Origin of the sequence: Nocardioides phosphati (assembly GCF_014646375.1) — a bacterium.
In the GTDB taxonomy this organism is placed as follows: domain Bacteria; phylum Actinomycetota; class Actinomycetes; order Propionibacteriales; family Nocardioidaceae; genus Nocardioides; species Nocardioides phosphati.
The window spans coordinates 226,279-239,595 of sequence record NZ_BMNI01000002.1; the positions used below are offsets into that span (position 1 = coordinate 226,279).

A 13,317-nucleotide genomic window follows, 5' to 3' on the forward strand; every position below is an offset into this window, starting at 1 on the left:
GCCGCAGGTCAGCCGGTGAAGACGGCCACAGGTCGTGCGACGCCGTCCCTCGGCTCGTAGAGCGCGAGGAACTCGCCATCCGGCGCGAAGACCGCCGTCAGCGCGTCGATCTCCAGCGGCAGGCGGCGTCCGTAGCGGACCTCCTGGGCCTGCTCCGCATCCAGCTCGTACGCCGGGAACGCCGCGCGTGCAGCGTCGGCGATCGGCAGCACCGCGAAGTCGCCGTCGAGCTGCTCGAGCGTCTTCGCGTGCTCGAGGGTGTACGGACCGACCGCCGTGCGGCGCAGGGCGGTCAGGTGGCCGCCGACGCCGAGTGCGGCGCCGAGGTCGCGGGCGATCGCCCGGATGTAGGTGCCGCTGGAGCAGCGGACCGAGATGTCGACGTCGAGCGTCGCGTCGGGCTCGAGCTCACCGGGTCGCACGTCGTGCACGACGAGCTCGTGGATCGTGACGGGCCGGGCCTTGAGCTCGACGTCCTCCCCCGCGCGCACCATCGCGTAGGCGCGCTTGCCGTCGACCTTGATCGCACTGACGGCGGTCGGCACCTGCTCGATGTCGCCGACGAACTCCGCGAGCGCAGCGCGGACGGTCGCCTCCTCGAGGTGGCCGGCGCTCGCACGCGCGGTGACCTCGCCCTCGGCGTCGTCGGTGTTCGTCGCGATGCCGAGGCGGATCGTGGCGTCGTACGCCTTCTCGGTGAGGATCAGGTGGCCGAGCAGGCGAGTGGCACGATCGACGCCGAGCACGAGCACGCCGGTCGCCATCGGGTCGAGCGTGCCGGCGTGGCCGACCTTGCGGGTGCCGGCCAGGCGGCGTACGCGGGCAACCACGCCGTGCGAGGTGATGCCGCCGGCCTTGTCGACGACGACCAGGCCAGGAGTGACCGGCTGGGTCACTCCTCGTCGTCCTCGTCGTCCCAGTCGTCGTCCTCGTCCTCGATGACGCGGGGCTTCTTGTACGGGTCCTCGTCGGAGGCGTACTGCGCGCCGGCGCGGGCCGCGGCGAGCTCCTCGTCGGCAGCCTTCGCCTTGGCGAGGGCGTCCTCGATCTCGCGCGCGGTCTCGGGGAGCGCGTCGGCGATGAAGGTCAGGGTCGGCACGATGCGGGTGCCGAGCTGCTTGGAGACCTCGCTGCGGATCAGGCCCTTGGCCGAGTCGAGCGCCTTCTGCGTCTCCTCGCGGTCACCGTTGAGCACGGTGTAGAAGATCGAGGCCTGCTGGCCGTCGCCGGTGAGGCGGACGTCGGTGATCGTGACGAAGCCGAGGCGCGGGTCCTTGATCCGGCGCTCGAGCATCTCGGCGACGACGACCTTGATCCGGTCGGCGACCTTGCGGACGCGAGGGCTGGCCATCACGAACTCCTTCTGCGAAACATGCGGGGCCAAACTGTCAGGCTGACACTTTGGTGGTGGCGTGACACTTCGGAAGTGTCACAGACGCCGGAACTGTCAGGCTGACAGTTTGGCAGGGACGAAAGCGGGGCCGGCCCGAAGGCCAGCCCCGCTCCCGACGTACGACGATCAGCCGCGCGGGATCTCGCGCATCTCGAAGGCCTCGACGATGTCGCCTTCCTTGATGTCCTGGAAGTTCCGGAGCGACAGACCGCACTCGAAGCCCTCGCGGACCTCCGCGGCGTCGTCCTTCTCGCGCTTGAGGCCAGCCAGGTCGAGGTTGTCCGCCACGACGTTGCCGTCGCGGATGATGCGGACCTTGGCGTTGCGGCGGAGGAGGCCGCTGGTGACCATACAACCGGCGATGTTGCCGATCTTGGACGAGCGGAAGATCGCACGGATCTCCGCCTGGCCCAGCGTGTGCTCCTCGTAGACCGGCTTGAGCATGCCCTTGAGGGCCGCCTCGATCTCCTCGATGGCCTGGTAGATGACGCTGTAGTAGCGGATCTCCACGCCTTCCTTGTCGGCCAGCTCGGTCGCCTTGCCCTGCGGGCGGACGTTGAAGCCGATGATGATCGCGTCGGAGGCCGCAGCGAGCATGACGTTGGTCTCGGTGATGGCACCGACACCGCGGTCGATGACCCGCAGCGAGACCTCGTCGCCGACGTCGATCTTGGACAGCGAGTCCTCGAGCGCCTCGACGGAACCGGACACGTCGCCCTTGAGGATGAGGTTGAGCTCCTGGCTCTCGCCCTTCTCCATGGAGGCCATGAAGTCCTCGAGGGTACGACGCACGCGGCGCTGGGCCTGCATGGCCGCACGCTCACGGTGCTCGCGCTTCTCGGCGATCTGGCGGGCCATGCGGTCGTCCTCGACGACGAGGAAGTTCTGACCCGCACCGGGCACGCCGGAGAGACCGAGAACCATGGCCGGACGCGACGGGGTCGCCTCCTCGATGTTCTCGCCGTGCTCGTCGAGCATGGCGCGGACACGGCCGTGGGCCGGACCGGCGACGATCGAGTCGCCGACCCGCAGGGTGCCGCGCTGGACCAGGATCGTGGCGACCGGACCGCGACCGCGGTCGAGGTGCGCCTCGACCACGAGGCCCTGGGCGTCCTGGTTCGGGTTGGCACGCAGGTCGAGCGAGGCGTCAGCGGTCAGCACGACCGCCTCGAGCAGGCCGTCGAGGTTGAGGCCGGCCTTCGCGGAGACGTCGACGAACATGACGTCGCCGCCGTACTCCTCGGGGACCAGGCCGTACTCGGTGAGCTGGCCGCGGACCTTGACCGGGTCGGCCTCGGGCTTGTCGACCTTGTTGACCGCGACGACGATCGGGACGCCGGCGGCCTTGGCGTGGTTGAGTGCCTCGACGGTCTGCGGCATGACGCCGTCGTCGGCCGCGACCACGAGGATCGCGATGTCGGTCGCCTGGGCACCACGGGCACGCATGGCGGTGAACGCCTCGTGACCGGGGGTGTCGATGAGGGTGATGGCGCGCTCGTTGCCGTCGACCTCGGCGTAGACCTGGTAGGCACCGATGTGCTGCGTGATGCCACCGGCCTCCTTGTCGACGACGTTGGCGTTGCGCAGCGCGTCGAGGAGCTTGGTCTTTCCGTGGTCGACGTGACCCATGACGGTGACGACCGGCGGACGGACCATCAGGTCGTCCTCGTCGCCCTCGTCCGCGCCGAACTCGAGGTCGAACGTCTCGAGCAGCTCGCGGTCCTCGTCCTCCGGGGAGATGACCTGGACGACGTAGTTGAGCTCCTCACCGAGCAGCTCGAACGTCTCGTCACCGACGGACTGGGTCGCGGTGACCATCTCGCCGAGCGAGAAGAGCATCTGCACCAGGGCTGCCGGGTCGACGTTGATCTTCTCGGCGAAGTCGGTCAGGGACGCACCACGGGCGAGACGCACGGTCTCGCCGTTGCCCTTGCGGACGCGCACGCCACCGATGGTGGGCGCCTGCATCTGCTCGAACTCCTGGCGACGCGCCCGCTTCGACTTGCGACCACGACGCGACGGACCACCGGGACGACCGAAGGCACCCTGCGTCTGACCACGGGCACCGGGACCACCGGGACGGCCACCGCCGCCGTTGGGACGGCCCGGAGCACCGCTGAAGCCACCGGGACGCGGAGCACCCGCGCCGCCACCGGCACCACCCGGACCACCGGGACGACCCGGAGCGCCACCACGGGCACCCGGGCCACCGCCCGGACGACCCGGAGCGCCACCGCGGCCGGCAGGACCACCGGGACCGCCGGGGCGGGCACCGAAGGCGTTGGGCGACTTCGGCATCATCGCCGGGTTGGGACGCGGCATGCCGGGGCGCGGTGCTCCACCAGGGGCACCACCACCTGCGGCAGCCGGCGGACGCGGCGGGCGGTTGTCGCCACCGGACGTCTGCGACGGGCCACGATCGGCCGGCGCGGGACGCTCGGTCGCGGCCGGGCGCTTGCCCATGCCCTGCGACGGAGCGAACGGGTTGTTGCCCGGACGCGGCGCGCCCGGACGGGCGCCACCAGGACGCGGACCCGGAGTGCCACCAGCCGGCTTGGGCGCGGGGGCCTTCGGCGCGGCGGGGGCAGCAGGGGCGGCCGGAGCGGCAGCAGCCGGCTTCGGCGCGGCGGGCGCGGCGGGGGCGGCCGGAGCGGCGGGGGCCGGGGCAGCAGCAGCCGGCGCAGCGGGGGCCGGAGCCTCCGGAGCAGCGGGAGCGGCAGGCGCCGGAGCCTTGGGGGCCGGCTTGGGGCCGGGCTTGCCAGCCGGCGCCTTGGGCGCGGCAGGGGCAGCCTCGGCGGCGGGCGCACCGCCACCGGCGGCACGCAGCTCGTCACCGAACTGCTTCTTGAAACGCATCGCGACGGGGGGCTCCACCGTCGAGGACGCGGACTTGACGAACTCGCCCATCTCCTTCAGCTTCTCGAGAACGAACTTGCTCTCGACGCCGAATTCCTTGGCGATCTCGTGTACGCGGGGCTTGGCCACGGGGTTGTGTTACTCCTTCTCGGCCCGCCCCGGAATGCGTTGTGGGGTCGAACCGTCAGTGGGTGTGCATGCTCATCGCGAAGTACTCATCGAGTGCTCATGAGCGGATGCTCCAGTTCCTGTAGTGGTTCATGACGTGTGTGCCTCGAGCCAGGCCCTCACCGGCTCGGCAGCCAGCCCTTGCTCGAGCCGCAGGGCTCGGGCGAACGCTCGCCGCCGGACCGCCAGGTCGTAGCACACGGTCGTGGGGTGCAGGTGCGCCCCACGGCCGGCCGCAGACTTCGCAGGATCCGGTACGACGGCCGGTCGGCCCTCGCTGTCGGTCCCCGCGACGATCCGCAGGAGCTCGTGGCGGGCAGCCCGCTCGCGGCATCCGATGCACGTGCGCACGGGTGTTGAAGCCGTGTGTGCAGGGGAATTCAGTTCGCGAGCCACCAAGCGACAACTCTACCGGGTAGCGGGGCAGGGCGACGAACCGGCAGTCCCCTCCCCCACATTCAGCTACGTTTCCCGACATGCGGTTCGGACCGGCATTAGTTCGCCTGACTGTTGGCGCAAGTAGCGTCTACGTAGGGTGGAAGCTCTTCATGCGCTTCGTCAGCCCCGATCACCACTGGCTGTCGTGGTCGACTCCGCTCGACTTCGTCATCGGATGCATCGGCTGGGGCCTCCTCCTGGCCGGCGTTTCTCTGATCAGCGGCGGTCTTCGCCGATTCCCGCTACCTGGGCGTCCACATGGCCTGCATCCCGAAATGCTCGCCAAGCGCGAGGCCGAGTGGGCGCGGGCAAACGCTGATCTCCTTGAGGAAGGTCAGCATGAGGTCGTGGTGACGGATCTCGGCGAGGACTGGATGGAGGTCGTCAAGGCGATCCGGCGCGTCACACGTCTCGACGTCACGGCTGCGATGGGTCTCGTCAAGCCGCTCGGGCAGGCCGTTGTTCAGTCCCGGAGCGAGGCCGCCGCGGAGTCGATCGCGACCAGGCTGCGCGCAGCCGGCGCGAGCGCCGTCGTACAGCCGGAGGCGCCGAAATGGCGTGAAGGCTCTTCGTCACCTGGTGACGAAGAGCCTTCACGTTGACCAGCGGCGACCCGGGCTCAGCTGGCGGGGGCCTCGTCGGACCGGATGTCGATCCGCCAGCCGGTCAGGCGGGCGGCGAGGCGGGCGTTCTGACCCTCCTTGCCGATCGCCAGCGACAGCTGGAAGTCGGGGACGACGACGCGGGCCGCACGGGCGGCGAGGTCGACGATCTCGACCGAGCTGACCCGGGCCGGGGAGAGCGCGTGGGCGACCATCTCGGCGGGGTCCTCGGACCAGTCGACGATGTCGATCTTCTCGCCGTGGAGCTCGCTCATGATGTTGCGGACGCGGCTGCCCATCGGGCCGATGCAGGAGCCCTTGGCGTTGACGCCGGGAACCGTCGACTTGACCGCGATCTTGGTCCGGTGGCCGGCCTCGCGGGCGATCGCGGCGATCTCGACGGTGCCATCGGCGATCTCGGGGACCTCGAGCGCGAAGAGCTTCTTGACCAGGTTGGGGTGGGTGCGCGAGAGCGTGATCTGCGGGCCACGCATGCCCTTGCGCACCGAGACGACGAGCGCCTTGATCCGGGTGCCGTGCTGGTAGTTCTCGCCGGGGACGCGCTCGCCGAGCGGGATGATCGCCTCGAGCTTGCCGAGGTCGACCATGACGTCGTCGGGGTTGCGGCCCTGCTGGATGACGCCGGAGACGATGTCACCCTCCTTGCCCGCGAACTCACCGAACGTGATGTCGTCCTGGGCGTCGCGCAGGCGCTGCAGCATGATCTGGCGCGCGGTCGTGGCGGCGATGCGACCGAAGCCGTCGGGGGTGTCGTCGTACTCCTCGGAGAAGGTGCCGTCCTCCTCCTGCTCGCGGACCAGCACGTTGACGTGGCCGGTCTTGCGGTCGATGACCACCCGCGCACGCTGCTGGGCGCCGGCCGTCTTGTGGTAGGCCTGCAGCATCGCCTGCTCGATCGCCTCGACGAGGACGTCGAAGGAGATCTCCTTCTCGCGCTCCAGCATCCGCAGGATGCTCAGGTCGATGTCCATCAGGCGTCGTCTCCCTCGTCGGTCTCATCGATCACGTCGTCGATGTCATCGGCGTCCTCGAGCTCCTCGAAGGCCGCCTTGCGGTTGAACTCGATCTGCACGCGCGCCTTGGCGATGTCGGCGTAGGCGACGCGCGTCTCCACGATCTTGGGCTTGGCACCCTTGCTGGCGCGCTTGTCCTCGAGCAGGGTCACGGCCTCGTCGTCGGACTCGCCGATGCGGGCCTCGACCTCGCCACCCTCGACGAGGGTGACCTTGACCAGGCGGCCGGCGTTGCGGCGCCAGTGGCGCGGCAGCGTCAGCGGGCGGTCGACGCCGCGCGAAGTGACCTCGAGCAGGTAAGGCTCGGCACCCATCACGTTGGAGGACTCGAGGAAGTCGTCGACCTCCTTGGTGGCGGCGGCGATCTCGTCGAGCGTCACACCGGTCTCGGAGTCGAGGGCGATGCGCAGGATGCGGCGCTGGCCGGCCTTGGAGAGCTCGACGGCCTCCAGGTCCAGGCCGAGTGCGGCCAGGGGGTCGGTGAGCCCTGCTTCGATGCGGGCCCTGGTGGCGTCCAGTCCGGAACTGCTCACAGTGCGACCTCCTTGTGCTGTTGTCGGCGCCAAGACTAGCGGGTCCGCGGGGATGCCCGGACCGGCCGATAGGGTTCACGCCGTGCCTGACACCGTGATCACCGTCTCCCGCCGGGCGGCCCTCGGCGGCGCGACCGTCGCGGTCGCCGCCACCGCCGGCTGCCAGTGGGGTCCCCCCGACTCGGTGAGCGCCCCCGCCGCGAAGCGCGACGCCGACGCGACCACGGTCGACCACCTCGTCGCGGAGATCGCCGCACAGGCCCGGCTGGTCGCCGACGTGGCCACCACTCACGTCGGTCTCGCGACCGCGCTCGGCCCGCTCACCGCGCTCCACCGCGCGCACCTCGCCGTGCTCACGGACCAGGCCCCGGCCGCACCCTCCGTCATGGTCCCGGCGCGGCCCGACGCAGCCCTCGCCGCCGTACGCCGGGGCGAGGCCGGCCTGCAGCGCTCCCTCACCGCGGGCGCGCGCAAGGCCGCAAGCGGTCCGCTGGCGCGCTCTCTCGCGTCGATGGCGGCCGGCGTCGCCATGCACCTCGCTGCAGCCCCCACTCCACGCTCTGCCTCGAAGGGCGGCCAGGCATGACCACCGACCTAACTCCCCTGCAGACAGCGGTCGCCGGCGAGCACGCCGCGCTCTGGGTCCTCGGCGTCGTCGGGGCGCAGGCTCCCGAGGACTCGACGCTGCGGGAGCGGGTGACCACGGCGTACCGCCTGCACCGCGCGCAGCGCGACCACCTGATCGCGCGCATCACCGCGCTCGGCGGGACCCCCGTCCCCGCCGAACCCGGCTACATGCTGGGCGACGTCAGCGCCCAGACCGCCGGCTACGCCGCAGCGCTCGAGGTGGAGCAGAAGGCGGCGGCGATCTACGCCGACCTGGTGGCCCACACGACCGGCTCCGACCGGAGCTGGGCCGTCACGGCCCTCGTCGAGTGTTCGATCCGCCAGCTGTGGTTCCGGGGGAGCCCCGAGATCTTCCCCGGAACCAGCGAGCTGGCGAACCGCTGACTCCCTGTCCGAGCAGGGGGTACAGGGAAGATCCTGCAACACCGCGGGCGCCGAAGCCCCATGGATCAAGTTGCAGGTTTATGCAATGCAGAAACCTGCAGCCGTGAGCCCGTGCGGTCAGGCGAGCTCCAGCGCGGTGCTTTTCCACGCACCGTGACTGCGGACCAGCGAACAGCGCCAGACTCCGACGGGCCCCTGCGTTCCGTCCGACCGGTCCCCCTCGACGTACACGAGCACGCGGGCCTCGTCCGCGGAGAGCTCTTCGATCGCCGTCACCACGGCACGCCCGTTGAAGGTCAGCTGCGTGTCGAGGAGGCGCCACCGCTCGGCCGTCTCCGAGTCGATGGCCAGCTTGCCCAGCCGAGCCCCGTCGACCTCCCCGTCCGACCCGTTCCCGTCGGCCAGCAGCTCGACCAGCTCCTTCCCCACGGCACGGGCTTCCTCGAAGGTGTCGGACGGCTTCGCCTCGATCTCCGTCGGCTCGATCTCCGTCTCCATGTCGACCTTGGCCACCAGCCACCGGCTGCCGTCCCGCACGAGGTGCAGCAGCTCGGCCGTGTGGAGCGTCTTCTCGTCCCGGGACCGCACCGCGTGCTCGACGACGCGGCCCACCAGGAACACCGTCGCCTTGTCGCCGTCGCCGGCAACCAGGCCGGTTCCGTCGACGTGCTCGAGCGCCACAGGCGCCCGCAACGTGTCGAAGAGTCGCTTCCGCTCACGCTGGGAGCTGCTGAACCTCTCGGCGTACGACGGAGTCATCAGGGCGGTTGCGTCCGCAAGCTGCTCGTCGAACCGTCCCGGGTCATGGGCATGCATCGCGTTCGCAGCGCGCTCCGCTGCCCGGACCGCAGCGGCGTACCGAGCGAGCTTCGCCGGCCCCGTCTCGGGACGCAGTCCCTCCGTCGCGGGCGCCGTAGCGGCAGGACCGCAGGCCACGAGCGACACGAGCAGTGCGGATCCCGCAAGCAGCCTCAGCATCGCCACAGCGTAGGGGCACGCGCCGGAGTGGGATGGCCAGACGCCGTGGTCAGGTCCAGCGGGCGACGACGTCGGCGACCTCGCCGATGCGGTGCACGACGGCGTCCGGGACGCCCTCGGTGTGACCGCGCTGGTCCGGCGGAATCGTGCTGTGCGGCACGTGGATCGCCCGCATGCCCGCTGCCTGCGCGCCCCAGACGTCGTCGTACAGCCGGTCGCCGACGTAGACGCAGCGAGCCGGATCGGTGGCGCCGACGGCGTCCATCGCCGCGTGGAACGCCTGCGCCGACGGCTTCGTCCACGGGATCTCGCTCGTGTACACGTCACCGTCGATCAGGTGGTCCACCCCGTCGCGCTCGAAGAAGCCGCGGTGCCACGCGCGCGGCCAGATCGTGTTGGAGAGGACGCCGACGCGGACGCCGCGGGCGCGCAGCGCCTCGAAGAGCGGGCCCACCTCCGGGTCCGTCAGGGTGTGGGGCGCCCAGAAGTCGTAGTACGCCGAGAGCAGCGCCGGGTCGTGCTCCAGGCCCGCTTCGTCGAAGAGGTCGGCGACCGTCGCGCTGCGCTGGTGGTCGCGGCTCCAGCCCCAGACCCGCGCGCCGGCCTCGTGGAGACGCGACGCCGCGACGTCCAGTCCCCCGTGGGCGCCGACGACCGCCTCGGCCAGCGCGAGCGACTCCTCGTGGAAGTCGACGTCGTGCCAGGCGGTCAGCGTGCCGCCCCAGTCGAAGATCACCGCGTCGACGCCCACGACCGCTCCCCCGCGCGTCAGCCGCGGATGATCGCGGCGATGGCGGCGGCCGCCTCGGCGACGGCGACGTCCTGCTTCGCGCCGGTGCGTCGGTCCTTGACCTCGACGACGCCGTCGGCCAGGCCGCGGCCCACCGTGACGATCGTCGGGACGCCGATCAGCTCGGCGTCCTTGAACTTCACGCCGGGGCTGATCTTGCCCGCACGGTCGTCGTAGATGACCTCGATGCCCTGGGCGGCGAGCTCGCCACTGAGCTTCTCGGCCGCCTCGAAGAGCGCAGCGTCCTTGCCCGCGGCGACGATGTGGACGTCGGCGGGCGCGATCTCGCGCGGCCAGCAGAGGCCGAGCTCGTCGTGGTTGCCCTCGGCGATCACGGGGACGGCGCGCGAGACGCCGATGCCGTAGGAGCCCATCGTGACGGTGACCAGCTTGCCGTTCTCGTCGAGCACCTTGAGGTCGAGCGCCTCGGCGTACTTGCGGCCCAGCTGGAAGATGTGACCCATCTCGATGCCCCGGGCCGACGCGAGCGTGCCCTCCGCGCAGTTGGGGCAGGCGTCGCCATCGCGGACGTTGGCCGCCTCGATCGTGCCGTCGGGGGTGAAGTCGCGGCCCACGACCATGTCGATCGCGTGCTGGTTGTGGACGTCGGCGCCGGTCACCCAGCGGGTGCCCTCGACGATGCGCGGGTCGACGACGAAGCGGATACCGGTCTTCTCCTCGCCCAGCACGCCGGGGCCGATGTAGCCCTTCACGATGTCGGGGAAGGAGCGAAGCTCCTCCTCGGTCATCGGCTCGACCTCGATCGGCTCGAGCTGGCCCTCGAGGCGCTTCTGGTCGACGTCGCGGTCACCGGGGATGCCGATCGCGAGGGGCTCCTTGGTGCCGTCGGGGTGCTTGAGCATCACGAGGACGTTCTTGAGCGTGTCACCGGCGGCCCACGGACGGTCGTCGCGGGGGTAGCGCTCGTTGAGCAGCGCGACCAGCGAGTCGATCGTCGGGGTGTCGGGGGTCTCCTCCGCGTGGGCGGCGGGGACGTCGTCGTACGGCTGGGCGGGCGGGGCCGGGACCGTGACGGCCTCGACGTTGGCGGCGTAGTCGCACGCCGCGCACTGCACGAAGGTGTCCTCGCCGACGTCGAGCTTCGCCAGGAACTCCTCCGACTTCGAGCCGCCCATGGCGCCGGCCGTCGCCTTGACGATGACGTAGTCGAAGCCAAGGCGGTCGAACGTCTTGATGTACGCCGCCCGGTGGGCGTTGTAGGAGGCGTCGAGGCCCTCGTCGGAGACGTCGAAGGAGTAGGAGTCCTTCATGACGAACTCGCGCCCGCGCATCAGGCCCGCGCGCGGACGCGCCTCGTCGCGGTACTTCGTCTGGATCTGGTAGAGCCAGACCGGGAGGTCCTTGTAGGAGGAGTAGAGATCCTTCACGACGAGCGTGAACATCTCCTCGTGCGTGGGCCCGAGCAGGTAGTCGGCGCCCTTGCGGTCCTGCACGCGGAAGATGCCGTCGCCGTACTCCTCCCAGCGGTTGGTCGCCTCGTAGGGCTCCTTGGGCAGCAGCGCCGGGAACTGCAGCTCCTGCGCACCCATCGCGTCCATCTCCTCGCGGACGATGCGCTCGACGTTGCGGTAGACCTTCAGGCCCAGCGGGAGCCACGTGTAGATGCCCGGAGCAGCCCGCCGGATGTAGCCCGCGCGCACCAGCAGGCGGTGGCTGGGGACCTCGGCGTCGTTGGGGTCGTCACGCAGGGTGCGGACGAAGAGCTGGGACATGCGCATGACGCGAGCTGCCGGACGGTGGGTGCTGGACATGGGCGCAAGGCTACTTGTGGCGGCGGGTCCCCACCGAAGTGGCTGCCACCGCCGAACACGGGGCCCTAGTGTGCCGATCATGCGCATTCCCGTACGCCGTCGCGAGGCGTTCCTGCCGCCGGAGCTCGCCGACATCCCGACGGAGGCCGCAGCCGCGAGCGAGGAGCGCGCGCACGACCCGATCTACCGCCTGCAGCGCATGGAGCGCCGCCTCGTGCGCAGCGCGCTCGCGCACCCCGACGTGCTCACGGCGGAGGAGCTGCGGCGCCTGCGGTACCTGATCAGCTTCGCCCGACTCACCGTGTTCGAGCCGGGCGCCGCGGGTGGTGCAGGGCGGCGAGGGCGCGGCGACGTGGACGTCAGCGACGAGCTGGCGCAGTGGCGTTCGAAGGTGATCGACGCCTTCGCCCAGTCGCTCGGCCGTGAGCGTGACCGCGAGGTCCGGCTGCAGCTCGCCCGCGAGGTGCTCCGCTCGCTCGAGGCGGAGCAGACCGAGCAGCGCGAGGCCCTGCTGGAGAGGCACCGCAACGACTTCTCCCCCGCCGAGCTCGATGCGGAGGTCGGCCTGCGCAGCCTGGTGCTGGTGCTCGGAGGCGGTGGCGGGGCCGGCTTCGTCTACATCGGCGCGCTCAAGCAGCTGGTCGAGTCGGGCCGGATCCCCGACTACATGATGGGCGGCTCGATGGGCGCCATCCTCGGTGGCATCTTCGCCCGGGAGCTGCCGGTCCCGATCGAGCAGTACGTCGAGTTCGCCCACAGCCTCTCCTACCGCGGCATCCTCGGGCCCGAGCCGCGCACCCGTCGCCACGGCCTGACCAGCCTCTTCGCGCTGCGCTACGACGCCTTCGCCGCCGACCTCTTCAGGCGCCCCGACGGCGAGCAGATGCGAATGGAGGACCTGGCGATCCCGTTCGACTGCGTGGTCTCCGGCGTCCACCAGGACCTGTTCGGGCGCCTTCCCGCCCGCTTCCGGCGCCAGCAGCTCGCCAACGTCCAGGGCCGCGGCCTGCCGTTCCGGCCGATCGGCATCGGGCCGGTCGCGAGCAGCCGGCTGTGGCAGATCGCCTCGTTCATCGACGCGCGCGTCGTCAAGCCGATGGTGATCGGCGCCGACGACCTGACCCGGCAGTTCGACGTGGTCGACGCCCAGTCGTTCTCGGCCGCGATCCCCGGGATCCTGCACCACGAGGCGAAGAGCGAACGCATGATCGCCCTCGTCGACGAGTGGATGGCGCAGAAGAAGGTCGCCGCGCTCGTCGACGGCGTCGCTGCCGCCAACGTGCCGGTCGAGCTCGCCTACCGACGCCTGCGCGACGGCCGGATCGGCACCCGCAACGGCGTGGTGGTCGCGCTCGACTCGATGCACCCGCGCTGGGACCCCAAGCACCTCTGGATGACGCCGGTGACGCAGGCGGTCGCGGTGCAGATGATCGGCAACGCGCCGTACGCCGACCACCTGGAGCGGATGACGCCCACGCTGAGCCCGGTGACCCTGGCCCCCAACCGCGCCGGCATGGACCGCGCGATCGCGTGGGGCGAGGCCTCGATGACTGCGCTCGAGCCGCTGCTCGACGCACTCACCGCGCCGGTCTGGTGGGACGGCGACCGGCCGTCGTACGACACGACGCCGGAGGCGCCGCGACGCACGTCGATGGCACCGTCGATGGCCTCGGTGCTCGAGGCCTACGGGCGGCGACACGAGTGGTGGCAGCGCACCCGCGGGCGCTACCTCACCTGATCGG

Annotated in this window: 13 protein-coding genes; 4 read left to right on the forward strand and 9 right to left on the reverse strand. The window is 70.9% G+C overall.

Annotated elements, in window-relative coordinates; all coding sequences use genetic code 11:
- Positions 1-8: 8 nt before the first annotated feature.
- The 4 genes from truB to IEX47_RS06025 form a co-directional block, all read right to left on the reverse strand.
- Positions 9-896: a tRNA pseudouridine(55) synthase TruB gene (gene truB / locus IEX47_RS06010; RefSeq protein WP_188783101.1), complete on the reverse strand. Its 888-nt coding sequence runs from the start codon at positions 894-896 to the stop codon at positions 9-11.
- Positions 893-1,351, reverse strand: a complete 459-nt coding sequence (gene rbfA, locus IEX47_RS06015) for a 30S ribosome-binding factor RbfA (protein ID WP_188783102.1) — start codon at positions 1,349-1,351, stop codon at positions 893-895. The genes truB and rbfA overlap by 4 nt, the downstream gene beginning before the upstream one ends.
- 168 nt (positions 1,352-1,519) lie before the next feature.
- The gene (gene infB, locus IEX47_RS06020) at positions 1,520-4,378 is read right to left on the reverse strand and encodes a translation initiation factor IF-2 (protein ID WP_188783103.1); all 2,859 of its coding nucleotides are present in this window, start codon (positions 4,376-4,378) and stop codon (positions 1,520-1,522) included.
- A gap of 129 nt (positions 4,379-4,507) precedes the next feature.
- Positions 4,508-4,813: a YlxR family protein gene (locus IEX47_RS06025; RefSeq protein WP_308423253.1), complete on the reverse strand. Its 306-nt coding sequence runs from the start codon at positions 4,811-4,813 to the stop codon at positions 4,508-4,510.
- Positions 4,814-4,965: 152 nt separating this feature from the next.
- Between IEX47_RS06025 and IEX47_RS06030 the strand changes: the two genes are divergently transcribed.
- Complete coding sequence (locus tag IEX47_RS06030; RefSeq protein WP_188783104.1) at positions 4,966-5,457, forward strand: ribosomal protein L7/L12; 492 nt, start codon at positions 4,966-4,968, stop codon at positions 5,455-5,457.
- A 17-nt stretch (positions 5,458-5,474) separates the two neighbouring features.
- Here IEX47_RS06030 and nusA read toward each other — a convergent pair whose 3' ends face one another.
- Positions 5,475-6,449: a transcription termination factor NusA gene (gene nusA, locus IEX47_RS06035; protein ID WP_188783105.1), complete on the reverse strand. Its 975-nt coding sequence runs from the start codon at positions 6,447-6,449 to the stop codon at positions 5,475-5,477.
- A complete protein-coding gene (rimP, locus tag IEX47_RS06040) occupies positions 6,449-7,024 on the reverse strand; it encodes a ribosome maturation factor RimP (RefSeq protein WP_188783106.1) in 576 nt (191 codons plus the stop codon). The genes nusA and rimP overlap by 1 nt, the downstream gene beginning before the upstream one ends.
- Before the next feature lie 82 nt (positions 7,025-7,106).
- Between rimP and IEX47_RS06045 the strand changes: the two genes are divergently transcribed.
- Together IEX47_RS06045 and IEX47_RS06050 are read left to right on the forward strand one after the other, a co-directional pair.
- Entirely contained in the window at positions 7,107-7,610 is a 504-nt protein-coding gene (locus IEX47_RS06045; RefSeq protein ID WP_188783107.1) for a hypothetical protein, read from the forward strand.
- Positions 7,607-8,035: a ferritin-like domain-containing protein gene (locus IEX47_RS06050; RefSeq protein WP_188783108.1), complete on the forward strand. Its 429-nt coding sequence runs from the start codon at positions 7,607-7,609 to the stop codon at positions 8,033-8,035. The genes IEX47_RS06045 and IEX47_RS06050 overlap by 4 nt, the downstream gene beginning before the upstream one ends.
- A gap of 117 nt (positions 8,036-8,152) precedes the next feature.
- Here the strand turns inward: IEX47_RS06050 and IEX47_RS06055 are convergent, their stop codons facing one another.
- Genes IEX47_RS06055 through IEX47_RS06065 form a run of 3 tightly spaced genes read right to left on the reverse strand, consistent with a single transcriptional unit; the run spans position 8,153 to position 11,575 of the window.
- Positions 8,153-9,013, reverse strand: coding sequence for a hypothetical protein (locus tag IEX47_RS06055; RefSeq protein ID WP_188783109.1), 861 nt, complete (start codon positions 9,011-9,013; stop codon positions 8,153-8,155).
- A 49-nt stretch (positions 9,014-9,062) separates the two neighbouring features.
- On the reverse strand, positions 9,063-9,764 hold the full coding sequence (locus IEX47_RS06060; protein ID WP_188783110.1) for an HAD family hydrolase: 702 nt from the start codon (positions 9,762-9,764) through the stop codon (positions 9,063-9,065).
- Between the two features lie 17 nt (positions 9,765-9,781).
- Entirely contained in the window at positions 9,782-11,575 is a 1,794-nt protein-coding gene (locus IEX47_RS06065) for a proline--tRNA ligase (protein ID WP_229662668.1), read from the reverse strand.
- A gap of 79 nt (positions 11,576-11,654) precedes the next feature.
- Here IEX47_RS06065 and IEX47_RS06070 point away from each other — a divergent pair, with 79 nt between their 5' ends.
- A complete protein-coding gene (locus IEX47_RS06070) occupies positions 11,655-13,313 on the forward strand; it encodes a patatin-like phospholipase family protein (protein WP_188783111.1) in 1,659 nt (552 codons plus the stop codon).
- Positions 13,314-13,317: the final 4 nt, after the last annotated feature.

Excerpts from the sequence above, each read along its gene's own strand:
- IEX47_RS06030 (WP_188783104.1), top strand. The coding sequence starts at position 4,966 with ATGCGCTTCGTCAGCCCCGATCACCACTGGCTGTCGTGGTCGACTCCG.
- IEX47_RS06065 (WP_229662668.1), bottom strand. The coding sequence starts at position 11,575 with ATGTCCAGCACCCACCGTCCGGCAGCTCGCGTCATGCGCATGTCCCAG.
- IEX47_RS06055 (WP_188783109.1), bottom strand. The coding sequence starts at position 9,013 with ATGCTGAGGCTGCTTGCGGGATCCGCACTGCTCGTGTCGCTCGTGGCC.
- rbfA (WP_188783102.1), bottom strand. The coding sequence starts at position 1,351 with ATGGCCAGCCCTCGCGTCCGCAAGGTCGCCGACCGGATCAAGGTCGTC.
- IEX47_RS06050 (WP_188783108.1), top strand. The coding sequence starts at position 7,607 with ATGACCACCGACCTAACTCCCCTGCAGACAGCGGTCGCCGGCGAGCAC.
- IEX47_RS06070 (WP_188783111.1), top strand. The coding sequence starts at position 11,655 with ATGCGCATTCCCGTACGCCGTCGCGAGGCGTTCCTGCCGCCGGAGCTC.
- nusA (WP_188783105.1), bottom strand. The coding sequence starts at position 6,449 with ATGGACATCGACCTGAGCATCCTGCGGATGCTGGAGCGCGAGAAGGAG.